The sequence below is a fragment of the Nitrosomonas europaea genome, assembly GCF_900167395.1.
Taxonomy (GTDB): domain Bacteria; phylum Pseudomonadota; class Gammaproteobacteria; order Burkholderiales; family Nitrosomonadaceae; genus Nitrosomonas; species Nitrosomonas europaea.
In genome coordinates this window covers 1-23,239 of record NZ_FUWK01000011.1, presented here as the reverse complement: position 1 = coordinate 23,239, position 23,239 = coordinate 1, and the positions used below count along the sequence as shown (strand labels likewise).

The window sequence follows — 23,239 nt, the reverse complement described above, 5'->3', positions numbered from 1 at the left end:
GAAATGTCACCCTGTGGCTGGCGGCGTTATTCAAATGTTTTTAGCAGTGTGTTGTAACGATGACTGAAACCGGCAACTTTGCACTCCTGCAACCACAATGGCGGGATGAAAGGGTGCGTAAATGCAGAAATCATTACTCTTCGAATACTTCTTCGATAGTTTGTGCTACCAGAATCCGCTCACCCCAGCGCAACAAAGTCTGCGAATCTGCAGATTTAATACGAGTCTGGGTAATTTCATCTGCCGGACCAAATTTTCGTTCCAGCAGCCTCAAAAAAAATTCTACCTCACCCTCCAATCGTCCTTCCTGCCGTCCTTCCTGCCGTCCTTCCTGCCGTCCTTCACGGATACCTATCTGTTTGCCTTCCTGGATACCTATCCGCTTACCTTCCTGGATACCGATTTGTTTGCCTTCCTCAATTCCCTGTTGTTTCCAGTCTTTGGTCCAATCTTTGACACGTTCTGAAAGCATGCTGTATACCTCCTGTAAATCATGAATTTCATCGAAGCTGGTTTTGGGCATTCTGCCTGGTAAGAATACCCGTTTTAGCCAGACAGTAAATGCACGTCGCAGGCTGTCTTGTTCCGGGGTATGCAACCAAGTGATTAATGCCTGCAATACTTGTTGGACATCTTCCGGGGTGCGACTGTTCTCCAGTCGGAATAACGCGGCTGTCAGATTACGTAATGCTACCAGTTCGTGTTCATGGTAGCGGCCTTCGTCCAGCAGCAGGTAGTTGAGTTGTGGTCGATAACGATCCAACCCACCAGGTGCAGGCAAGATCAGCTCACCCATATTCACTGGCGCTTGCCAGCGATGATCTCCGTTGTACAAAACCATCGGCAGTACCGGTGGCAGCTGTTCCCCCGTTTTAATGGATTCACTACGGATGAGATCCTGATACAGCAGGCCGATGTAAGTCATGATCCGCACCGCCATGAACCAGTCCACAGTAGATTGGAATTCCAGCAGCAGGTAAACGTACAGCCATTCGTCTTGCTTGCCTTGCTTGCGGCGCAAACGCCAGATGATGTCGTCCTGGCGCTCTCTCAAATCATCGCTAATATAGCTGCCGTTAATCTTTTCCAGTGTAGAGAAATCAAGTTCATTAACCCAGCCTTCTTTCACAAAGCCACGCAACAGGTCTGCCACCATTTCAGCGTGGGAAAACAGCAGTTTATAACCGTGATCGTGATTCATCTCTCAGTTGCCACGGTTTCTCTTGAAGGTACGCAAGGTTTGGGCAGAGAACATCTGGTTGCGGCCTACGATACAGCTGGGCACCAATTTGCCTGACTGCACATAGCGGCGCAGCGTGGGCAACGATATCTCCAGATATTCTGCTGCTTCCGGGGCCGAGAACGGTTCCTGATATGTTTCACCAAATATCTGCTCATGGGTGAAATCATCCTCACGGAAGGCGCTGTCCGCCAGCAGGGAAAAGAATCGAATCCGTTCAGCTATCGGCATTCTCTTTATTTCAGCGTATAACTCTTCGGCAGTTAAGGTATGGCTCATCATATTTCTCTCGGATTTTTATCGTGTCGCAAGTACTGTTTCAGTTTGTCGTAAAAGTTTTCGTGCGTACCGATTTGATAGAAGTCGATGATCATAAATTCAACAGGTGTGTTTCTGGTAGGCGATCGGTAAGCTATTAGATACTCTTGCTGATTGAACCGGAACTTGTAAACCCGAACATCAGCCAGATCCCCGGCCTTGAGCTCGCCAATTTCTGGTGTTTCACATATCATTTCCACCTCATCTTCGATCGCTAGCCGCAGCGGTTTGGTAGCTTTCTTGACATACTGGGCGAATGGGCGCTTAAAGCTGGTTTTCATGAGTCGATATTAGATAGCAATAGATTTCATGTCAAATCAAAAATGATCTTTCAACCGAAAAGGTAGTATTGTCAGATTTGCGTGAAAAACTAACCCCGGAGAGTTGGCTCATCTATGACGAATTTTCCCACTTCCGCAATGCTTTACTGTGGAACCGGCTGGCGGCGTTATTCAAGCGCCTTTAACAGTGCTATTATAACGATGACAAAAATCGGCAGCTTTGCATATCTGCTAGTGTTGTCTCTGGATTACTTCACCCTTGCAGGGTTCGCAAAGACTGCGGAGGTTGGATCTGCTGTGTCTTTGGAGTACGAAGTGCAGCAATCCAGAGAGACAGGCGGTACAGGGACTGGATCGCCATGTCACGTTGCGATTCACGAAGACCGTGAAAATTGAGGCAATCCAGTTCCACAGGAGATGCGGTTTGTACCTCAGCCGGGTTTGCCCGATTTGCGCGCTGTGAGATCTTGCAGTGAGCCAGATATGTATTTATGAATAATACTGGAGACAAGCGTTTGATATGGGATGCCTTCTTCAATTGCTCTGGACTGAATAGCGACAAGATCCCTGTTCGATATGCGAATATTTATTCTTTTATCCTTCTTGAAGGTAAGGTTGGCCGCAGCCTCAAGTTCTTTCTTGCGTGATTTGGTTAGCGTACGATTCGTACTCGCCGGACTCCACAGCATCAAGCAGCGTTTTCTCTTCCTGTGATAGTTTTCCTTTGTTCATATTTCACCTCCGAGGTATATCCTGGTGAATTTTCTGCTGGGGATAATCGTCTTAAGAAAAATCTCATCCTGGTTTTCCACGTAAGGCACCAGATAGACATAATCATGAATCTGGATCACAAATATTCGTTGATTTGGGTAATCCGTAGTATTTGGATGGATGATGTCATCCAGCAGTCCTCCGTTACATATGTGTGCATTTTGTCATCAAATCGGGTGGAAATGGAATGACTGGATTGCTTTGCCTGCAAAGACAGAGGTAGTCAAAAGGGGCAATTGCAATAATTTTTCCACTTTGCCATTGATGATTTGATAGGTGGTATTTCCCGCAAAATCCCGGCGCTTTATTGCTCCCGGTTTGCGCTATCGCCAGCATGCTACCAACCTGATCGGGGCAGATGGTGGATTTATTGCCAAATTCAGTCGTTTTGGTCTGATGCTGTCCGGGAGATATCGGCAGTGGAATGCACGCAATATCGAGGCGTTGTCAGGCTTGCGGAGAAACTGACAGCGGAAAATAGGTTCATCTATGACGAATTTTCCCGCTTCCGAAATGCTTCATTATGGAACTGGCTTGCGGATTTGTACCATACCGGGCTTTATCGACAAACGCTTGCGGGAAATGTCATTCTGTGGCTGGCTGCGCTATTCAAGCGCCTTTAGCAGTGCTGTTATAACGATGACAGAAATGGTGATTCTGCATATCTGCTAACGTTATTACTGGATCGCTACGTTCCGCTACCCGTCAGAGTTAAATCCAGCATAGTGAGTCAAAAATCACGAAAAACCAGAATCAAGGATTATCGTGAAATTTGCAGGCTAAGCGAGTCGATACATTGACGATCTGTTAGAAGAAACATATGCTTGACCTATGTTTAGGAATAGGAGTAATACCATGTTATCTGAACGTTATGTCAGATTGTTTCGTAACGGCAAGAATCAGGCTGTGCGTATTCCTCGCGAATTCGAGCTGAATGCGCAGGAGGTAATCATGCGCCGGGAAGGTAATCGTTTGATTATTGAACCGGTACCCCCAAAAGGCTTGCTGGTAGTGTTGGCAGAGTTGGCACCACTTGAGGAAAATTTTTCTGATATTGATACCAGATTGGCACCGTTGGATGACATTGATTTATGATTTCACCGCGTTATTTACTGGATACGAATATTCTTTCTGATCTGGTTCGCTATCCACAAGGAGTTATAGCCCGACGAATTGAGGAAGTTGGTGAAGCAGCGGTATGTACGTCGATTATCGTTGCCGCAGAATTGAGGTTTGGGGCTGCCAGGAGAAATTCCTTAAGGCTGACCAGGCAGGTGGAAGCCATTCTGGCGGCAATCGAGGTGTTGCCGCTTGATACGCCAGTGGACCGCGCTTATGCGCAATTGCGCTGGGTGCTTGAGCAATCTGGACAAGTCATCGGGCCTAACGATATGCTGATTACGGCCCAGGCTATGGCAAGTCAATGTGTGCTGATTACTGCCAATCTGGATAAATTTTCCCGGGTTGGGGAATTGCAGGTAGAAAACTGGTTAGTGAGGTAAGTTGCAATATTGAGTATCTTTGAGAATATTGTTACATGATCACTGTTTCTATCGTCAGTCATGGCCAGTCGACCCTGGTTGAGCAATTGCTCGCGGATTTGGTTAGATTGGATATGTCCATGGTTACCGAAGTTCTGGTTACGCTCAATATCCCTGAAGATATTTCATCTAAGCCCGGTGATTATCCTTATCCGGTCAGGATATTAAGAAACACAGCAGCCAGAGGGTTTGGCGCGAACCACAATGCGGCCTTTCGGCAGGCAGAAGGGGAATGGTTCTGTGTGATGAATCCTGATATTCGTTTGATTAATAATCCTTTTCCGATCCTGATCGAGGAGGGAGCATATGATTCTGCAGGTGTGATCGCACCGATGGTGGTTACGCCAAGCGGTATGATTGAGGACAGCGTGCGTTGTTTTCCTGTATTGACATCTCTGGCAGCAAAACTGTTCGGGCATGGAGATGGCCGGTATCTCTTTGCTGCCGGTGATGAGGCATTTGCAGCAGACTGGGTGGCGGGTATGTTCATGTTGTTTCGTACTGAGGATTTTCGTGCAGTCGGGGGCTTTGATGAAGGCTTCTTTCTGTATTACGAGGATGTCGATATTTGTGCACGCCTGTGGAAATCGGGGCGGTCAGTATTGGCGTGCCCGAAGGCCAGCGTTATTCATGATGCACGGCGATCGAGCCGCCGGAATCTGCGCTACATGAAGTGGCACGCTTTGAGTCTGATCCGTTATTTCTGGAAACATTGGGGGCGTTTGCCTCAGACGCCCGAGCAGTAGATGGAGTAGTTGAAATGAACATTCTGGTTACGGGTGCAAATGGCTTTGTCGGGCAGACGTTATGTCCGGCTCTGGAGAGAGCTGGTTTGCGGGCCGTTCGAGCAGTGCGTATATCCACCAGGTATGAGGAGATTTCAGTTGGTGAAGTGGATGGGGAAACGAGCTGGAGCAGAGTGTTCGATGAAGGTATCGATGGTGTCGTTCACCTGGCGGCCAAAGTACCGCTGGCAGAGAAGGAAAAAGAAGCAGCCGATTCATATCACCGGGTGAACACGCTGGGTACCGTTCGTCTGGCTCGGGAATGCGCGGCAAGAGGTATCAGGCGATTTGTTTTCATCAGCACTGTGAAAGTGCTGGGCGAGGAGTGCGATAAGCCCTTTCAGGCTGATGATTCTGCTGTGCCGAGTGATGCTTATGCCATCTCCAAATGGGAGGCAGAGCAGTCGCTTAGGCAGATATCTGCTGAAACGGGGATGGAAGTGGTCATCCTGCGTCCGCCACTGGTATACGGGCCCGGCGTAGGGGGTAATTTCCTGCGGTTATTGCAGATGGTAGATCGACGAATACCGCTGCCTCTGGGAGCGATTCACAATCGGCGCAGTCTGATTTACCTCGGGAATCTGGTGGATATCATCCGGCTTTGTCTGACACATCCTGATGCTGCCAGCAAAACATTCATGGTGAGTGATGGTGAGGATGTTTCCACCCCGGGCTTGATTCGTCGGATTGGATCTGTGCTGGGGCATGGAAGTTTTCTGCTGCCTGTACCGGCAGCCTGGATGAGACGGGTGGGGGATTTATTGGGAAAACGATCTGCAATCGACCGTTTGACGGGCTCGCTTTCGGTTGACAGCATGCCCGTACAGAAAGAACTGGGCTGGCTGCCGCCTTACGGCATGCAGGCTGGTCTGGCGCTGACTGTGCAGTGGTATCGTCAGCATAAACCGGAAACGAAGTCGTAGTGTGAGGCAGATGAGCGGCAAAACAAGAGAAAGCCCGCTTTTCGTGAACCGAGAGGTAATGTTGCGTTTACTGGATATCGTGCTGGTAATTCCGGGCATTCTGGTGACTTTGCCGCTTATGGTGGTTCTTTACGTAATCGGGTTGTTTGATACCGGCTCCCCGCTGTTTCGGCAGATCAGGGTGGGCCGGCGGCAGCAACCATTTACTCTGGTCAAATTCCGTACCATGCGGCCAGGGACGGCTTCGGTGGCCACTCATCTGGCCGATGCCTCTGCAGTGACTCCTTTTGGCGGTTTTCTGCGCCAAACCAAGCTGGATGAATTGCCCCAGCTATGGAATGTTCTCAAGGGGGAGATGAGTCTGGTGGGCCCCCGCCCGTGCCTGCCAAATCAGCATGAGTTGATCAGGGAACGGCAGCTTCGGGGTGTGTTCGATGTACGCCCTGGTATTACGGGGTTGGCGCAGATTCAGGGGATCGATATGTCTACCCCCGTTTTACTGGCGGAAATCGATGCACAGATGATCAAAACATTATCGCTGACATCCTGTTTCAGATACATCCTGCTGACGGCACTGGGGCGTGGTACAGGTGATCGCGTAAGAAAAAAATCCGGGTAGTGAACATCATGCTGGAAAAATACCTTGCACAGCTTGCATCTCCGGTCCTGGCATTGCCCCGTACGGCAAAACGTATGGTTGTGCTTTCAGTTGACCTCAGTTTATGTATTCTGACGGTATGGCTGGCTTATTACCTGCGCTTGGGTGAATTCATCAGTTTTTCCGGACAGGGCTACTGGGCGACAGGTGCTGTTCGGGCTGCGGCCGCTTCGGTCGTACTGGCGCTGCCCATTTTTATCGTAACCGGTCTTTACCGCGCCATCTTCCGGTACAGCGGCTGGCCGGCGTTGCTGGCCGTGGCACGTGCAATCGGTATTTACGGACTGGCTTATGCATCCATGTTTACGGTGATCGGGCTGCCGGGTGTTCCGCGAACAGTCGGTATCATCCAGCCGATTCTGCTTCTGCTGTTTGTAGGTGCATCGCGCGCAATGGCTCGTGTGTGGCTGGGAGATCAATACCAGAATATCCTGAAGCGCGCCTCCCAGCCCAAAGCCCTTATTTATGGTGTTGGCCGGACGGGTCGTCAGCTGGCCTCGGTCATGACCAACAGCCCGGAAATACAGGTAGTGGGATTTCTGGATGATGACGATCGTTTGCACGGACATGTGCTCAACGGTTTGCCTATCTATAATCCAGGTGATCTGACCGGGCTGGTTCTGACGCTGAACATCAGCGATGTACTGCTGGCGATGCCTGGTATCTCGCGCCGTCGTCGTAATGAAATCCTGAGCCAGATCCGCAGTGCACGTGTCTCGGTGCGCACCCTGCCCAGCATGGCGGATCTAATTCAGGGCAGAGTCAGTATTGCAGATCTGCGTGAGCTGGATATCGATGATTTGCTTGGCCGTGAGCCGGTAATGCCCAACCATATCCTGCTGGCGAAGAATATCCTGGACAAGGTGGTACTGGTGACAGGAGCGGGCGGATCGATCGGCAGCGAGTTGTGTCGCCAGATTCTTGCTGTCGGACCCGCCAGGCTGTTGCTGATCGAGCAGAATGAGTTTGCACTTTATCTGATTCACCAGGAGCTGGAGGAAAAGCTTGCCAGCCGTGAGATCGTGCTGGTACCTCTTCTGGCTTCGGTGCAGGATGAAGATCGAATGTGCGAGATCATGTCTACCTGGCATCCTGATACCGTTTATCACGCAGCGGCCTATAAACATGTACCGCTGGTGGAGCACAATCCGGCGGAAGGCATCAAGAATAACGCACTGGGTACGCTTTGCCTCGCACAGGCGGCTGAGGAGAACGGTGTGGCGGATTTCGTGCTGATCAGTACGGATAAGGCGGTGCGGCCTACCAATATCATGGGTGCGAGCAAGCGTTTGGCTGAAATGGTGCTGCAGGCGCTTGCAGACAGGGGTTCCGCCACCCGATTCTCCATAGTGCGTTTTGGCAATGTACTGGGTTCTTCAGGTTCGGTGGTACCGCGCTTCCGCCGGCAGATCCGTGAAGGTGGCCCGATTACGCTGACTCACCCTGAAATTACCCGCTATTTCATGACTATTCCGGAAGCCGCTCAACTGGTCATTCAGGCGGGAGCCATGGCGAAAGGGGGAGGTGTATTTGTGCTGGACATGGGGCAGTCGGTCAAGATCATTGATTTAGCACACCGCATGGTTGAGCTCTCCGGACTGAAAATCAGGGATGAGCAGAATCCGGAAGGAGATATCGAAATCGTGATTACTGGTTTACGTCCCGGAGAAAAACTCTATGAAGAGTTGCTGATCGGTGATGACCTGGAACCGACCTCACATCCACGAATCATGAAAGCACGTGAGGAGTTCGTTCCCTGGGCAGATCTGGAAGACAAGCTGAGTGCGCTGGAGGTGGCGCTCAATGTGAATGATGTCAGCGTAATCCGGTTGATGATGGAACAACTCGTTCCCGGTTATACACCCAGCCAGGAGATCGTGGACTGGGTGTATCTTGCGCAGGAAGCCGAAATCCAGGTACCGGGCCTGGGAAATTAGTTGTTTGGATCAGGCTGCAGAACTGAATTGCCTGCATCCGGGATGCATTAAAGGTTGTTGAGTTCCATTTTGAGTGCTTCGATATTGCGTTCGTGTGCTGCGGCCTGATTGCGCAGCTGCAGAATATCGAAATGATCTGACGTAAAGTACGGGCGGCCTGGTAAGTAGTTATCCGTTTTCTGTTGCGTCAGATCAATGGTTTTCAGGGCATCTTCCAGCAATCTGGTTTCGTTGGCAAGCTCCTGGGAAAGTATCTGCCTGCGTTTGCTGTCTCGCTGGTCCTGCTGGAGCTTGCTGACTCTGGGGTAATTGCTGCCGGTAATGGCGACTGTGATAGGTTCGGTGCTGGTGCCGTTCCGGCGCGAGGGGACTACCGACACTGATTTGGATGACTGAATTTGCCTGGTATTTTTAGCAGGATCATTAGTGAAAATGACGCGCCCGCGTTCATCCACCAGTTTATGGATACCGGAAGCTGTGCAGGCAGTAGAAAGACCGAACGACAGAGCTCCAGTCAGCATGATGGTGCAGTAGGTTCGTTTCATGGAGAACACCCCCGATTCTAAAATGGATAGTTTCAAACCGGAATTCCGTGTTCCACGGTGGTGAAGAGCACGGAATCCGATCCGGGATGTGTCAGATTCTAAGCCTGGCTGCTGGTATGGTGACTTATGAATAAACGCAGATAAATATCGCTTTTTTACAGACTGTAATACAGGGCAAATTCAACAGGGTGTGTCGTGGTACGCAATAATGTCGCTTCTTCCGACTTGAGCTTGATAAAAGCATCGATCATGTCGTTGGAGAATACGTTGCCGCGTGTCAGGAATTCACGATCGCTATCCAAGCTTGCCAGCGCTTCTTCCAGTGAAGCACAGGTATTGGGCACCATCGAAGCTTCTTCCGGGGGCAGGTCATAAAGGTTTTTATCCATGGGGTCGCCAGGATGGATTTTGTTTTGAATACCATCCAGTCCCGCCATCAGCAGAGCAGTAAAGGTGAGATAAGGGTTGGCGCTGGGATCCGGGAAACGGATTTCGATACGGCGCTGCTTCGGGCTGCTGGCATAGGGGATGCGAACAGCGGCTGACCGGTTGCTGGCGGAGTAGGCGATGTTGACCGGCGCTTCGAAACCGGCCACCAGTCTTTTATACGAATTGGTACCGGGATTGGCAAAGGCATTCAGTGCCTTGGCGTGCCGGATAATGCCGCCGATGTAATACAGCGCGGTTTCCGACATACCGGCATAGCCGTTACCGGCAAACAGATTTTTGCCTTCTTTCCAGATCGACTGATGGACGTGCATGCCGGAACCATTGTCACCGACGATCGGTTTGGGCATGAATGTCGCTGTTTTGCCATAGGAAACGGCGATATTGTGGATGACGTATTTCATCAATTGGTTCCAGTCGGCACGTTTTACCAGGCTGCTGAAACGGGTACCAATCTCGCACTGCCCGGCATTGGCGACTTCATGGTGATGAACTTCGACGGGAATGCCCAGTTCATCAAGCACCATGCACATAGCCGAGCGGATGTCGTGCAGGGAATCCACTGGCGGTACCGGCATGTATCCGCCTTTGACTGCGGGCCGATAACCGTTATTGCTTTTTTCGTAGCGTTTTTTGGAGCTCCAGGCAGCTTCTTCCGATTCGATTTTGACGAAACATCCGGACATGTCGGTATGCCAGCGGACCGAATCAAAAATGAAAAATTCCAGCTCCGGGCCAAAGTAGGCGATATCGCCGATACCGGTGGATTTCAGATAAGTCTCACCGCGTTTGGCCAGTGAGCGCGGATCACGGTTGTATCCCTGCCCGTCAGCAGGATCGACGACATCGCAGGTCAGCAGCAGTGTGGTTTCTTCCATGAAAGGATCCAGTGCGGCGGTTTCCGGGTCGGGCATGAGCAGCATGTCGGACGCGTGAATGTTTTTCCAGCCGGCAATAGAGGATCCGTCGAATGCGTGGCCATCTTCAAATTTATCGGTATCGAAGGTATGTGCGGGGACCGTGACATGATGTTCTTTGCCGTTGGTGTCGGTGAAGCGCAGATCAACGAACTTGACTTCATGATCCTGAATCATTTTTAAAACATCAGCTGCCACAGTTTTTCTCCAAAAGGTGTTTATTTACTTGGGAAACGATTTGTATGAATGCATGTGCCCGACTGGGAAAAATCAGGCAAGTACGAAGGGTGACATTGTACCGTCGGGCTGGCATCGAATAAATAGGCCGACTGTTTTATTTCGGGCAAGAAACCATGGTTTATCTGCGTTTTGGGCGAAGTTCATGGAGAACAGGTAAACAAATTCCGTTTATAGTGGCCTGGAAACAGAGGAATGAGGCAGGTTGCGTATTGCCTGCAATAAAGCGGCCATATCGTCCGGCAGTGGGGATTCCCAAAGTAGAATTTGTCCGCTGTGAGGGTGTGTCAGTTCGAGCTGCCAGGCATGCAGCGCTTGTCTGGGCAGGCGTACAACTGCATCTGCTGTCGATGGATCAGGGGATGTTCTGCCATATACCGGATCTCCTGCAAGTGGATGGCCGATGGACAGCAGATGAACGCGAATCTGGTGTGTGCGCCCGGTTTCCAGGCTGCAGTGCAGCAATGTGCTGGCAGTAAATTTTTCCAGCACCCGGTAATGCGTGCGTGCCGGTTTGCCATTCTGAACGACTGCCATGCGGGTGCGGTGGATGGGGTGTCTGCCAATCGGCGCATCTACTACGCCATCTTTTTCAAGTTTACCTAGCACGAGTGCGAGATAATGGCGTTTGACAGTGCGTTGCTGCAATTGTCTGGCCAGATCGAACTGTGCCTCGATCGTTTTAGCGACGACCAGCAGGCCGGTGGTATCCTTGTCCAGCCGGTGAACGATACCGGCGCGTGGTACCTGGCTGAGCTGCGGGGCATGATTGAGCAGTGCGTTCAGCAGGGTTCCATGCCAGTTACCGTTTCCCGGATGGACGACCAGGCCGGCAGGTTTATCGATGATAATCAGGTGGTCATCTTCGAACAGGATTTTGAGTGGAATGGCCTCCGCCTGATGGCTTTGATCGTTTTCAGTCTGGCCGGCAATTACACGAATGGATTCTCCCCCCCATACCTTCTGTTTGCAGGTTGCTGCCGCGCTATCCACGCTGACACATTTTTGTTCGATCCATCCTTGTAACCGGCTGCGTGACCACTGGGGAAGCAGTTGCGCCAAGGCCTGATCCAGGCGCAGCCCTGCGAGATTATCGGGTACAGTCAGTTCGATGGTGTTTTCATTCTCCTGACTGCCGGCTGCGGATGAGTCGGGCTTTGCGCTATAATTGCGCCCATCTTGCTCGTTAATGAGACGGTTCATCATGTTGCGACAATTTTTGGCAGGGTGGTTGGTGGTAATGCTGGCTGCATGCGGCATCTTATCTGAGAAAACGGTTGATCACAGTAAATGGTCTGCGAGCAAGTTCTATGTCGAGGCTAAAAACGAACTCAACGAAGGTAACTATGCAGCTGCGGTCAAACTGTTCGAAGCACTGGAGGCTCGTTACCCCTATGGACGTTATGCCCAGCAGGCGCAGCTCGAAATAGCCTACGCCTATTATAAGGATCAGGAGCACGCTTCAGCCATTGCTGCGGCAGAGCGGTTCATCCAGCTTTATCCTCATCACCAGAATATTGATTACGCCTATTATATCAAGGGCCTGGCAAGCTTTAACGATGATCAGGGCCTGATGGGATATATCACTCACAAGATCATCAAACAGGATATGAGTGAACGGGATGCCAAAGCTTCACGGGAGTCGTTCGAAAGTCTGAAGCAACTGGTGACACGTTATCCGGACAGCAAATATACGCCCGATGCGCTTCAGCGTATGGCGTACCTGGTCAATGCACTGGCAAGAGGCGAAATTCACGTCGCACAATATTACATGAAGCGGAAAGCTTATGTGGCTGCCATCAAGCGCGCCCAGTTCATACTGGAGGAATATCCGCAGACCCCTGCCACGGAGGATGCTCTGTATATCATGGCGGTAGCCTACGGTGAACTCGGTATGACCGATTTGCGTGAAGACGTGGAAAAGGTCATCAGAAAAAATTTCCCGGAAAGTATCTATCTCACAGATTCCGGCGCAGTGAAAGGAAAATCCTGGTGGGAAATCTGGTAGCAGGCTGATTTCTTCCTGTTCCGGGAGCAGCTATGGATTTCGTTCACCCGGCATTTTGGCGTAAAATGCAGCCCCCGCCCTGGTAGCTCAGGGGATAGAGCGACCCCCTCCTAAGGGGTAGGTCGGACGTTCGATTCGTCTCCAGGGCGCCAAAAAAACAGCTTTTCGGAATCTGCTTTGTACAAAAACAAAGATTACCCTCTTTGCCAGTCATGCAACCTCCTGCTGTGAGCGATTCTTCTTTTTATACTGCATTTCTTGCCTTCTGTTCTGATGGAATTTTCGATTGATACGAGTATATGTGGTTTAGAAATTTACTGATTTACCGTCTTGCCGGTGAAGTGATTACCTCGGACGAACTTGAAGCGTATCTGGCAAAACAAACCTTGCAGGGTTGTCTGGGGCTGGAACCCCAAAGCCGGGGGTGGGTTCCACCGGGGATCGCAGAGGCCGATCTGGTTTACAGCTACGGACAGCAGATGCTGATTGCGCTGGGAACTGAGAAAAAGCTGCTGCCTGCATCCGTCGTCAATCAGCTGGCCAAAGTACGTGCTCAGGAAATGGAATCGCATCAGGGTTATGCGCCTGGCCGCAAACAAATGAAAGAAATCAAGGAAGCAGCTTATCGTGAACTGTTATCGCGTGCGTTTGCCATCCGGCAGCGGAGTCATGCATGGATCGATCCGGTGGGTGGCTGGTTCATTGTTGAAGGCGCAAGTGCTTCTAAAGCGGATGCCCTGATTGAAGCATTCATCAAATCGACTGGTATCGGGCTGAAACGCATCAGGACAACTATGGCACCGACATCCGCCATGACGGCATGGCTTTCAGGCGATGATCCGCCTGCCATTTTTTCGGTCGATAGTGACAGTATTTTCCGCAGTCGTGAGGATAAGAAGGTTTCAGTGAGCTATATCCGGCAGTCACCCGATCCACAGGAAATCACCCGGCATGTCCGGACGGGTAAGGAAGTCATCAGGCTGGCGATGACCTGGCGAGACAAAATCTCGTTCATTCTGGATGAAAATCTGCAGCTGAAACGGCTGACTTTGCTCGATATCGACCGGGAACCGGCTGAAACAGCTGAAGAGCAGTTTGACAGCAATTTTTTTCTGATGACGGAAGAATTGCGGCAATTGTTGCCGGACTTGGTTGAGATATTAGGTGGAATGACAGCTGACTAGCGCCCAGAGTAGTGCTTCTCTGATAAAACGTTGTTTCCAGTATTTCTTATAAAAGAATGTAACCAAATAAATGTTTTGTTTGGTTACATTCAGATGGTTTCATTACTATAGTCAGAGCCGCTGATTATTACTTTTGGGAGCACAGATTTTATTAAGCAATGTAATAGCAGAGAGTGGCTTTTCATTATTGTGTGTTTTTCCCTTTCTTGCCCAATCGTATACTTTACTGATTTTCAGCGTATCCCCTTTGATCCTGGCTTGAACTGTATAAGCATCAAAACTGAAATTTGTATTGAAATCAATCCAGTCTAGCGGCACACTGAATTCTCCTCCCCGAAAAATGGAAGTGATATTAAAGTTTGTCAAGTGCGAATTTCCCTTGAATTTGCCAAGAATGAGGAGATCATCGTCATCGGGTTGAGGTAAGCGTTCATATACCAGCATCTGATTTTCTTTTTCCTTATTGATAGGTAAAAGAAGAACATAAGTTTTTCCATGTGTGATGTGAAGAAGCAGATAATCATGGTCGTTTCCCTGTATACGTTCTCCCCGTGTTTTAACTTGGAATACAAGATGGTGGTTGTCGGGCGAAATATCTGCCATTACACGTAAAATATCCAGTTCAGGTGCAATGGATTTATCCATAAAAGAAACAACTACCCGAGGATCCGGATTTATTCTCATGCCGGAAACAGATCCCATGACCATGAGCAGTACTACTGCTATCAAAGCTCTATTCATGATTTGAATAATCCCTTGTTATCTTTAAAGATTCTGGCTACATCGACAGCATCTTTCAATGCATCAAAAATTACCCTGATTTTTCCTGTCGGATCAATCAGGAAAGCTGTAGTACTGTGATCAACCTGATAGTGGGTTTGATTACCTGCATTCTTTGTATAGAAGACAACCTCTACCTGAAAAGCATTTTTGAAATGCTCAAGCTCTTCTCCTTCAAAGCGTAAATAAGTAATGCCAGGACCAAAGCCTTTTGTATAACCGGATAAAATCTCTTCTGTATCTCTATCCGGGTCAACTGTGACAAAAACCCCATTGAGCTCGATCTGTTCACTGACTGCTGCTTTAACCAGCATAGATAAATTAGCAAGCGACATCGGGCAGACATCTTTGCAGTGAGTGAAACCAAAAACGACCAGCTTCCACTGATTGGTATTGGTTGTATCCGCTTGTTTCAGGTGAGTAATCGTTTCTGCCTGTAACGATACCGGACGGGATAACGTGATAGTTGCTGCTCTGATATCAGCTTGTACAAAAATAAGAAATAGGGTAGTAATAACCTGAAAACAGTAGCTTCGTGAGATTCTCAATTTCATGTTATCTGTCTTTTCATCAATCATTCTGAACGGTTTTTGTATGCTGTATTTACTTTTAAACCGATCTATCCTGATTTTTATCTGATGATTTCTGGATAAAAAAGAAGATAGATCGGTTTCCTGCACTACAATCAGCGAAGACCGCCGGCAGTATAGATACCATGTGGTTTGATCAGACCGTCATTCGGTCCCCAGATTTTGACAACGGTATCTGTTTCTGTATCGATTTTTAGTACATAACCTGAAACCCAGCTCGCGACTATCAGATAACGGTTATCCGGTGTCGGGCTGATTGTGTGGGCCACTGCGTAACCGGTGGGCAGTTCCCGACCAGGTTTAAGCCTTTTCAGGAATCGTGGCTTGTAGCGATCGGTCAGATCGAATACAGAAATGTATCCATCGTTGGCAAATGTGTAATCAAGCGAATCCTCTTCCGCAATATAGAGCTTGCCATTGACCACTGCGATATCGGAAGGAGAGCGGAAAATACCCTTGCCATTTGCATGATTGGTATGGTCGAGAATTTTTGTTGCAGTCCCTTCCAAAGTATCAAGCAGCCATACACTGGGTGGGATGATCTTTTTAGTAGTAGTGGGGGTAAGTGAAGTTTTATCAAATTGCATGGAAGCAGTTACAGCATATCGCTCATCCAGCCAATATACAAAATGGGTAAACGCTGCATGCCGTTTTTCATCGCCCAGTCTGATCTGGCCAATCGTTTGCAGCTCGCCTGTTTCTCTATTAGGTTTATAAACGTCGATAACGCTGTTATCAAAGAAATATCCGGTTCCAAGACCAATGGTTCCGGACCTATTGAAGTTGATACCATGCGTTTGTTCTGTATAACCAGGTATGGCGATGGGATCTACGCCACTTACAAACTCGTTTGTTTTACGGTTGATGACACGTATCCTGTCTGAAGTGAGTTCAGTCAGATAGACAAAATCTGAGTAGGGTAATATTGTGGGACCATGTATCTGAGTTGTTCCTCTCCCTACTAGCCAGTTGGGGATGGCTTGGACATTGTTAACGGGTTCAACAAACGGAAATTCTGTTGGTGTCCCCGGATTATCTGCCGCTACTACGGTTTCTACTGCAAGTGAGACTGTTCCTGCATCCCAGTTAATATCGTTTACTTTCAATATGATAATGTAAGCAGCATGCTCTTCCGTATTATCAGATGTGATAAAAATCTTATCTCCTTCAGGGAACACGAGAGTATGTTGTAATGGAACATTCCCAGGCCAACCGCTGAGGCTTGTCGGATCAACGATAATCAGCTTGTCATTTTCATAGTTAAAGAGATAAACCATCCCGGAGTGATAATCTATTGCGGTTGCTACAGGCTGCAGGTAATTATTGTAAACATCAGGGTACTGATACGTCGGTAATGGTGTCGGACGATTGTTTTTAGCAAGGATTACTCCGGAAGAGAGTGAAAACATGCATATTGTTGCTAATGTGACTCCTCTGGCCCAGCTTCTTAGAATCATTTATAAGTTCCTTTTTATGCTATTTAAATAAATTCTCAAGTAACCGGATGATAAAAACCTGTTACTTAAGAATACTCGTCAGGAAATGCCTTCCTGATTTCAATGTACCCGTGATTGACTTCATATCTGTTTCATTAATCGCGGGTGGCAAGCTGGCAGATTATCTATGTGTCATATCTGGGAATACGAATAATGCACTTTTCTGACCGGAGTCGGTGTTAACGGTACTCAGACTAAATTTATTTAATAACTTTTTTGCTTCCATAAGGCAAAGGTTGTCATTGGATATATGGCATCAGGGTATTGATATCATGCTGCTGTTGCGATGGTATGACGGTACTTGATTCTAAGATGTGGTGTATTTCACATACGATGCTGCTTTTTTCTTTATAAAGGAGAGTGGCTCATGCCAAAGGAGGAAAGTTATTTGATAGCCCAGTCCGGTTGAACTACATCATAGGAATAAAATCCCATATTCTGGACAGTAACTTGCAGTTGAAGTGGTCGGTCTTGCTTGATATCGACCGGGAACCGGCTGAAACAGCTGAAGAGCAGTTTGACAGCAGTTTTTTTCTGATGACGGAAGAATTGCGGCAATTGTTGCCGGAGTTGATGGAGGCGCTGGGCGGAACAGCCAGCGAATGAATGGCCTGCAATGGCCGGTAGCGATAGGAGACCATTGCAGGCGGAGTGAATAGTGAATGTTTTTGTTGTTACTGTGTTGTACCTGACTGTTCCTGTTTTCTTTCTTGCAGTTTCTCCTGATGTTTTTTGTGCCACTGTTCCTGCCGGCGCTGTTTCAGTTCCTGCAGTTTGGAATACTGCTCAGGTGTCAGAATGGTTTTCAGTTGGGACTGGGTTTCCTCGCGGATCGCCTTGAATTTTTCTCCATTTTGTTTGAAGAGTGTGTCAATCCTGGATTTCTGGTCGTCAGTCAGGGACAACTCTTTGTCCAGCCGTTCTATTTTCTTCGCCCGGTATTGTTCATGATCATGTTTGTGCTCTCCCGGGTTGGCAGTAACCGCCAAAGGAAATGCCAGCGCGAGAACGATACCGATAAGTTTTTTGTTCATGATGAACCTCCTGGTTGATTTTCAGAAACAGAACGGAATGTTTTCCGCCCTTGATGACAACTATACTTTGCCAATTTGCAAATACTTTGCAGAGATTGTGAAAAGAATGTGAAAGATGCAGGAACACAATCTGACTCAAATATGTTCCCGATGTTCAATCGGTTGTCATGTTGCCAAGCCTGAACATGCAGATAACCAGACGCAGACACAGGTATTTTTGTCCTGATTTCGGTCTTATGGTCATGGTATTTCTTGTACACTATCTCCCGCTAAATTCAGGGATTTTGTAACTATCTGTTTTTATTGAAGGAGAGGGTTCATGATCTTCTGGCGCGTAAAATCGCTAGATGCCATTCTGGCTACAGCCGAAAAGAAAAGTCTTCACCGTTCTCTGGGTGTGTGGCAGTTGACGCTGCTGGGGGTGGGAGCGATTATCGGCACAGGTATTTTTGTGCTGACTGCCGAGGCAGCACAAAAAGCCGGCCCCGGTATGATGATTGCTTTTGTCATTGCCGGTTTCGTTTGTGCAGTGGCCGCACTCTGCTATTCCGAGCTTTCTTCAATGGTACCGGTATCCGGGTCTGCTTATACCTATTCCTACGCCGTGCTTGGTGAACTGATCGCATGGATGGTGGGATGGGCGTTGATACTGGAATATTCTGTTGCAGCCGGGGCAGTGGCCGTAGGCTGGTCGGGCTATTTCGTCGGGTTGCTGAATAATGCCTCGCTGGGATTCGAAATTCCCTATGTGCTGGCGAACGGGCCGTTTGCCGGGGGTATCATCAATCTGCCTGCGGTTGTCATCTGTCTGCTGGTCGTCGGCCTGCTGATCATCGGAACACGAGAGAGCGCCATGTTCAATGCCATACTCGTTGCAGTCAAAATCATCGCTCTGACGGCGTTCATTGCACTGGCACTGCCGGCTACCGACATGAACCATTTCGACCCTTTTCTGCCACTGGGAACTTCGGGTGTCGTTGCTGCGGCTGCTTCCATTTTTTTCGCATATGTCGGTTTTGATGCGGTATCAACCGCAGCGGAAGAAACAAAAGATCCGCAACGCAATCTTCCGATCGCTCTGATCAGCTCATTGCTGCTGTGTACGTTGTTTTATTTACTGGTATCTGCCGGGGTGATCGGCGCAGTGGGTGCACAGCCACTGGTCGATGCCGCAGGCGAGGGGCTCGCTCCCGGTTCCAGGGAAATGGCTGCGCAGTGCAAATCACTTGCGGCAGCAGGGCAGCAACCGGTGGTTTGCTCGCATGAAGCGCTGGCGCATGTGTTGCGTGAAATAGGCTGGGAGAAAATTGGTAACCTGCTTGGTCTGGCTGCTTTCCTGGCACTTCCCTCGGTGATTCTCATGATGCTGTTCGGACAGACGCGTATTTTTTTCGTCATGTCGCGTGATGGTTTGCTGCCGGAAGTATTGAGTCGCATCCATCCGCGCTTCAAAACCCCGTATATCGTTACGCTGGTTACCGGTGTCGGCGTAATGGCAGCAGCAGCTTTCCTGCCGGTGGGTAAGCTTGCAAATATTTCCAACTCCGGAACATTGTTCGCTTTTCTGGTCGTGGCATTGACGGTCATGATTCTGCGAGTCAGAGACAAAAATCGTCCCAGGCCTTTCAGGACGCCCATGATCTGGCTGGTGGGGCCGCTTGCCATTGGCGGTTGTCTGATTCTTTTTCTGTTTTTACCGATGGATGCCAAACTGGTGTTTCCAGTCTGGACCGGAATCGGCTTGATTTTTTATTTTCTTTACGGCTACCGGAGAAGCCACGTTTTGCTGGGTATCGATACGCCTTCGGGTGGTGAGAATCTGATCGAACCGATCCGATCTCTCGCGGATGGCAGTGATGAAACCGAAGTGAAAGTGAAATAAACCTTTCGCCTTACGGCGAGGATCGCATTGTTAAATGATGAGTGGGAAAGTTGAAGCGACGAAGTCCCGTACCGGATCGTTATTCTTCGGGCTCGACAGATTGTGGATCATAGCGATAACCCGCGCCATAGACTGAACAGATCACTTCTTTTTCCGGAATCAGTTCAGCAATTTTTTTCCTCAGCTTCTTGATGTGGCTGTCTATCGTTCTGTCTGAAACGATGCGCTGATCCTGATAGATCAGATCCATCAGTCTGGCGCGCGAGAAAATACGCCCCGGTTGCTGATATAACGTATAGAGCAACTGAAATTCAACGGCAGTCAGCTCGATTTCTCGCCCATCGTATTGGACCTTGAAACTTTGAGGGGAGAGTGTGAGCGCCTGCTGCGCCGAGTTCGGGGCGGGCGGCTGCAGTCTGCGCAACACAGCCTTGACGCGTGCAACCATTTCTCTGGGACTGAAAGGCTTGCAGATATAATCATCCGCTCCCATTTCCAGTCCCAGCAAACGGTCGATTTCCTCGATTCGTGCGGTCACTATGATGACCGGCACCTGGCTGAAACTGCGAATATCGCGGCAGATATCGAGACCATCCCGCCCCGGTACCATCAGATCCAGCAATATCAGTTCGACAGTATTTTCCTTCAGCCAGGGGATCACTTCTAGCCCCTGACTCAGGCAATGAGTCTGGAAACCGGCATGCTGCAGATAATCGGCTTCCAGTCTGGCTAGCCTGGGTTCATCTTCGACGATCAGAATACGGCTCATGGCGTAATTGGCAGCTCGATATGTATCGCCAGACCGCCCAGAGCCGAATGGGATGCCATCAGCGTTCCTTCATGCGCTCTGACGATATTGCTGCAGATGGCCAACCCCAGGCCGGCTCCTCCCAGATGCCGGTTGCGTGAATGATCGACACGATAGAAACGATCGAACAGATGCGCGATATCCTGATCCGAGACACCGGGACTGCTGTCCGCCAGTTCGATCACCAGCTTGTCTGCCAGGCGCTGAACCGTGATTTCCAGTTGTCCTCTCGCATCCGTATGGTTCAGACTGTTGGTCAGCAGATTGCGGAACAATTGTGATAACCGGTCAGGATCAGCATTGACCAGTACAGGTTTGAACAGCCGGTTGATCCATCTGACACTGATCTGCTTATGATTGAAATCAGTTGTGAACGTTGCCAGATCTTCTCGCAGCAAGGGTACGGGGTCGAGCAGTACTTTCCGGTAACTCAATGCACCCTGATCGGATAAAGCAAGCTGGTAAAGATCTTCTGTCAGACGATTGAGCCGCAGCACATCACCGGACAGGGATTCTATCGCTGCGGGAGTCAATGGGTGAACCCCATCCAGGATGGCTTCCAGCTCACCACGCAAAACGGCCAGTGGTGTACGCAATTCATGAGAAATATCGGCCACCCACCGTCTGCGACTTTGTTCTGCTTGCTCCAGTGCAGCAGCCGTATCATTGAAATTCAGTGCCAGTTGGCCCATTTCATCCTTCGATATGACAGGTAGTCTGGCTTTGTAATCCCCCGTCGCCAGCCTTTGTACCACCGCTGCGATCTGCTTGAGCGGCCGTCCGAGGTGATAGGCCATCAACCAAGCGATCAGTGCAGACAGTACTACCATGGTCAACGCAATCCAGAAGAAAAAGTCGGCCTGTTGTTCCATGAAATAAATGTCGCTGGCCTGACTGACCGGGTTTCCTGGCAACAGGCCAAGAAACCCGACCGTCCGGTGTTCATACTGAACAGGATGCAGGCTCAGTTGAGAAATCAGTTCCTTCCGCCCGAACAGAATCGATCGATCTGCATCCAGCAGTATTACCCGTAACTCGAATGGAGACCACTTTCTTTCGGCTGTTCCGGGTGTTACTGCTGGTGGCCACTGTCGATCGGGCTCATGCTGTGCCTGTTCGATAATCCACTTCGGCGGACGATGCCGGTGCGGGCCGGCATGCCACAATAACGAAATCCAGTGTTGCTTGTTTCCGGCCAGCTCTCCCCAGCCACGGTGCTCAGCATAGTGTTCCTCCAGTACATCGATGATTTTATCCAGCCGTTCCTGCTGTCTTTTTTCGATGAACTCGGTGAATCCTTTCTCCAGGGACCAACGGGTGAAAAAATGCATCCCCATCACCACTACGAACGTAGTCAGCAGAAAGGCCAGGAATAATTTGATTCGGATGGACATAAAAATGGATATTTACTACAGGGTGACCAAGAGGAAATAGTACGGAAATAAAAGAATAACCATCCTATCCTATGCTTGAATCTTCCTCTGGAATAGGCATATTTTAGTTGAGCAGGGAAGAGGCAGTGATCTAAATCATCTGTAGTTGTGAAAATCTGGGGAAAAGAATGTGTTGTTCTACTAAAGAAGAGCGGGAATATTACGTTAGATTGCATTACTTTGATGTAATTACAGAAATACTGGATTCCCGTAGAGGTGCATGGTTTTGTCTATTGTCATGATAATAGGATTTGTGAAGATAGTAAGTTAAAAAAATCAGACTTTATCAGTTAGGAATATTAGCAATGAAGCTTGCAAAATTATTACTTACTTTAGTTTTAGCATCTTTCGCCTGCCTGACGGTGGCGAATCCAATGTGGGAACCGGATTTACCCAGGGCAAAGTCTGCGTTTGAAAAGGAAACGAGAGTTCCCTTACGGGCAGGTCATTATATCGAGCCCACTCTTTTCAAAGGATTTTATGCCGTGCGCACGGGGCAGGCAGGTGGCCCTTCTGCCTATTTCCGGGAGGACATGGGATGGTTGGGGAATATAAAGTCGCCAGGGTGGGTAATTCAGTCACCAGCTGAAGATAACCCGGCCTATAAACATACCTGGCTGCGTCAACAGCTTGCACAGATTCCATTGGAACAGTTGGTGCTGGTAAAACGATCTACTCCACCTGTGGCAGTGATATGGTCGGCGCCAGATTGTCCTTATTGCCGCAAACTTGAAAAAACACTGGAGCAGGAAAATGCTTCCGTATATGTGGTACCGGTGGGGGTGGCTGAAAATGGATTCAGGCAGGCTGCCAGGGTATATTGTGCTGATGATCCTTCACAAGCCTGGCGCAAAGTGATGCAAGGTTCTGAAATAAATGGTCGAGCGAAAACTTCATGCCAATATCCTCGTGATATGTTAAACGACATCGGCTTCTTTCTTGGAATGGGAAGAATGGCAACGCCAATCGTTGTTTTTGCCGATGGGTCTACGGTAATTGGGTGGAATGATCAGAATGCCTGGATGCTCTTGCGCAAAAAAATAAGTGAGCAAATTTTTTTTAACGATTAAGGTTAAGGTAAAAGGCACTGAATGCTAGGTGTTTAGTCCCACTTTGTGATGGTATGGATTGATGATAAAACGTTCAGGTTCGTTTTGCCAGCATTTGATGATGTATTCGTAAGGTGTGAGTCCTCGTAAGGTTTTGAGTCGCCTGGCGAAGTTGTAGGCATTCAGGAAGCTGTAAAGATGCTCTCGCAACTGTTGATGATTTTCATAATGATAGCGTTTGACGGTTGCTTCCTTGAGGGTGCGGTTCATGCGTTCGACTTGACCATTGGTCCAGGGGTGATTTGGCTGGGTCAGGCGATGTTCCGTACCATTTTCCAGGCAGACACGGTCGAAGATATGCAAGAAAGCATGCCT

General features: G+C 49.1%; 25 protein-coding genes and 1 tRNA gene. 13 read left to right on the top strand and 13 right to left on the bottom strand.

Features of this window, described 5'->3' with window-relative positions; translation table 11 throughout:
• Window positions 1-133: 133 nt before the first annotated feature.
• Genes B5D58_RS05280 through B5D58_RS05270 form a run of 3 tightly spaced genes read right to left on the bottom strand, consistent with a single transcriptional unit; the run spans window position 134 to window position 1,839 of the window.
• Window positions 134-1,201 (bottom strand): Rpn family recombination-promoting nuclease/putative transposase, encoded by a 1,068-nt coding sequence (locus tag B5D58_RS05280; RefSeq protein WP_011111123.1) that lies wholly within the window; start codon window positions 1,199-1,201, stop codon window positions 134-136.
• A gap of 3 nt (window positions 1,202-1,204) precedes the next feature.
• The gene (locus B5D58_RS05275; protein WP_041356444.1) at window positions 1,205-1,519 is read right to left on the bottom strand and encodes a helix-turn-helix domain-containing protein; all 315 of its coding nucleotides are present in this window, start codon (window positions 1,517-1,519) and stop codon (window positions 1,205-1,207) included.
• The gene (locus tag B5D58_RS05270) at window positions 1,519-1,839 is read right to left on the bottom strand and encodes a type II toxin-antitoxin system RelE/ParE family toxin (protein ID WP_011111125.1); all 321 of its coding nucleotides are present in this window, start codon (window positions 1,837-1,839) and stop codon (window positions 1,519-1,521) included. Before B5D58_RS05270 ends, B5D58_RS05275 begins: the two co-directional genes overlap by 1 nt.
• A gap of 1,047 nt (window positions 1,840-2,886) precedes the next feature.
• Here B5D58_RS05270 and B5D58_RS05250 point away from each other — a divergent pair.
• The 7 genes from B5D58_RS05250 (at window position 2,887) to B5D58_RS05215 (ending at window position 8,454) form a co-directional block, all read left to right on the top strand.
• A complete protein-coding gene (locus B5D58_RS05250) occupies window positions 2,887-3,078 on the top strand; it encodes a hypothetical protein (protein WP_011111127.1) in 192 nt (63 codons plus the stop codon).
• A gap of 387 nt (window positions 3,079-3,465) precedes the next feature.
• Complete coding sequence (locus tag B5D58_RS05240) at window positions 3,466-3,705, top strand: antitoxin (RefSeq protein ID WP_041356451.1); 240 nt, start codon at window positions 3,466-3,468, stop codon at window positions 3,703-3,705.
• Window positions 3,702-4,112, top strand: a complete 411-nt coding sequence (locus B5D58_RS05235; protein ID WP_011111129.1) for a type II toxin-antitoxin system VapC family toxin — start codon at window positions 3,702-3,704, stop codon at window positions 4,110-4,112. Before B5D58_RS05240 ends, B5D58_RS05235 begins: the two co-directional genes overlap by 4 nt.
• Window positions 4,113-4,147: 35 nt before the next feature.
• Window positions 4,148-4,897, top strand: coding sequence for a glycosyltransferase family 2 protein (locus tag B5D58_RS05230; protein ID WP_011111130.1), 750 nt, complete (start codon window positions 4,148-4,150; stop codon window positions 4,895-4,897).
• Window positions 4,898-4,911: 14 nt separating this feature from the next.
• Window positions 4,912-5,859: a UDP-glucose 4-epimerase family protein gene (locus tag B5D58_RS05225; protein ID WP_011111131.1), complete on the top strand. Its 948-nt coding sequence runs from the start codon at window positions 4,912-4,914 to the stop codon at window positions 5,857-5,859.
• Window positions 5,860-5,917: 58 nt separating this feature from the next.
• Window positions 5,918-6,478, top strand: coding sequence for a sugar transferase (locus tag B5D58_RS05220; RefSeq protein WP_041357027.1), 561 nt, complete (start codon window positions 5,918-5,920; stop codon window positions 6,476-6,478).
• Window positions 6,479-6,486: 8 nt separating this feature from the next.
• Window positions 6,487-8,454: a polysaccharide biosynthesis protein gene (locus tag B5D58_RS05215; RefSeq protein ID WP_011111133.1), complete on the top strand. Its 1,968-nt coding sequence runs from the start codon at window positions 6,487-6,489 to the stop codon at window positions 8,452-8,454.
• Between the two features lie 47 nt (window positions 8,455-8,501).
• Here the strand turns inward: B5D58_RS05215 and B5D58_RS05210 are convergent, their stop codons facing one another.
• From B5D58_RS05210 to rluD, 3 genes are all read right to left on the bottom strand, one after another.
• Entirely contained in the window at window positions 8,502-8,999 is a 498-nt protein-coding gene (locus B5D58_RS05210; RefSeq protein ID WP_011111134.1) for a DUF4124 domain-containing protein, read from the bottom strand.
• A gap of 155 nt (window positions 9,000-9,154) precedes the next feature.
• The gene (gene glnA, locus B5D58_RS05205) at window positions 9,155-10,540 is read right to left on the bottom strand and encodes a type I glutamate--ammonia ligase (RefSeq protein WP_041357029.1); all 1,386 of its coding nucleotides are present in this window, start codon (window positions 10,538-10,540) and stop codon (window positions 9,155-9,157) included.
• A 231-nt stretch (window positions 10,541-10,771) separates the two neighbouring features.
• Window positions 10,772-11,806 carry a 23S rRNA pseudouridine(1911/1915/1917) synthase RluD gene (rluD, locus tag B5D58_RS05200; RefSeq protein ID WP_011111136.1) on the bottom strand — a complete coding sequence of 345 codons (1,035 nt, stop codon included), beginning with the start codon at window positions 11,804-11,806 and terminating at the stop codon, window positions 10,772-10,774.
• On the opposite strand from rluD, the gene B5D58_RS05195 reads away from it, so the two are divergent.
• The 3 genes from B5D58_RS05195 to B5D58_RS05185 all read left to right on the top strand — a co-directional run bounded on the left by B5D58_RS05195 (window position 11,805) and on the right by B5D58_RS05185 (window position 13,792).
• On the top strand, window positions 11,805-12,608 hold the full coding sequence (locus tag B5D58_RS05195) for an outer membrane protein assembly factor BamD (protein ID WP_041356454.1): 804 nt from the start codon (window positions 11,805-11,807) through the stop codon (window positions 12,606-12,608). The two genes, rluD and B5D58_RS05195, sit on opposite strands and share 2 nt — an antisense overlap.
• A 76-nt stretch (window positions 12,609-12,684) precedes the next feature.
• Window positions 12,685-12,760, top strand: a tRNA-Arg gene (locus B5D58_RS05190).
• 147 nt (window positions 12,761-12,907) lie between these two features.
• Entirely contained in the window at window positions 12,908-13,792 is an 885-nt protein-coding gene (locus B5D58_RS05185; protein WP_011111138.1) for a recombination-associated protein RdgC, read from the top strand.
• Between the two features lie 111 nt (window positions 13,793-13,903).
• On the opposite strand, the gene B5D58_RS05180 is transcribed toward B5D58_RS05185, so the two are convergent.
• The 3 genes from B5D58_RS05180 to B5D58_RS05170 are packed head-to-tail and all read right to left on the bottom strand — an operon-like array spanning window position 13,904 to window position 16,571.
• Window positions 13,904-14,533 (bottom strand): DUF1292 domain-containing protein, encoded by a 630-nt coding sequence (locus tag B5D58_RS05180; protein ID WP_011111139.1) that lies wholly within the window; start codon window positions 14,531-14,533, stop codon window positions 13,904-13,906.
• On the bottom strand, window positions 14,530-15,252 hold the full coding sequence (locus B5D58_RS05175) for an SCO family protein (RefSeq protein ID WP_234989006.1): 723 nt from the start codon (window positions 15,250-15,252) through the stop codon (window positions 14,530-14,532). Before B5D58_RS05175 ends, B5D58_RS05180 begins: the two co-directional genes overlap by 4 nt.
• Before the next feature lie 5 nt (window positions 15,253-15,257).
• Window positions 15,258-16,571 (bottom strand): YncE family protein, encoded by a 1,314-nt coding sequence (locus tag B5D58_RS05170; protein WP_234989004.1) that lies wholly within the window; start codon window positions 16,569-16,571, stop codon window positions 15,258-15,260.
• A gap of 492 nt (window positions 16,572-17,063) precedes the next feature.
• Here B5D58_RS05170 and rdgC point away from each other — a divergent pair, with 492 nt between their 5' ends.
• Window positions 17,064-17,264 (top strand): recombination-associated protein RdgC, encoded by a 201-nt coding sequence (gene rdgC, locus B5D58_RS05165; RefSeq protein ID WP_234989002.1) that lies wholly within the window; start codon window positions 17,064-17,066, stop codon window positions 17,262-17,264.
• A 68-nt stretch (window positions 17,265-17,332) separates the two neighbouring features.
• Here rdgC and B5D58_RS05160 read toward each other — a convergent pair whose 3' ends face one another.
• Window positions 17,333-17,692 carry a hypothetical protein gene (locus B5D58_RS05160; RefSeq protein ID WP_011111143.1) on the bottom strand — a complete coding sequence of 120 codons (360 nt, stop codon included), beginning with the start codon at window positions 17,690-17,692 and terminating at the stop codon, window positions 17,333-17,335.
• A gap of 319 nt (window positions 17,693-18,011) precedes the next feature.
• On the opposite strand from B5D58_RS05160, the gene B5D58_RS05155 reads away from it, so the two are divergent.
• Window positions 18,012-19,574: an amino acid permease gene (locus B5D58_RS05155; protein ID WP_011111144.1), complete on the top strand. Its 1,563-nt coding sequence runs from the start codon at window positions 18,012-18,014 to the stop codon at window positions 19,572-19,574.
• Window positions 19,575-19,653: 79 nt separating this feature from the next.
• On the opposite strand, the gene B5D58_RS05150 is transcribed toward B5D58_RS05155, so the two are convergent.
• A complete protein-coding gene (locus B5D58_RS05150) occupies window positions 19,654-20,343 on the bottom strand; it encodes a response regulator (RefSeq protein WP_011111145.1) in 690 nt (229 codons plus the stop codon).
• Entirely contained in the window at window positions 20,340-21,776 is a 1,437-nt protein-coding gene (locus B5D58_RS05145) for an ATP-binding protein (RefSeq protein WP_011111146.1), read from the bottom strand. The genes B5D58_RS05150 and B5D58_RS05145 overlap by 4 nt, the downstream gene beginning before the upstream one ends.
• 344 nt (window positions 21,777-22,120) lie before the next feature.
• On the opposite strand from B5D58_RS05145, the gene B5D58_RS05140 reads away from it, so the two are divergent.
• Window positions 22,121-22,885, top strand: a complete 765-nt coding sequence (locus tag B5D58_RS05140; protein WP_011111147.1) for a DsbC family protein — start codon at window positions 22,121-22,123, stop codon at window positions 22,883-22,885.
• A 24-nt stretch (window positions 22,886-22,909) separates the two neighbouring features.
• Here B5D58_RS05140 and B5D58_RS05135 read toward each other — a convergent pair.
• Window positions 22,910-23,239 (bottom strand): integrase core domain-containing protein (locus tag B5D58_RS05135; RefSeq protein ID WP_143779550.1); only part of this gene is annotated, 330 nt, incomplete at its 5' end.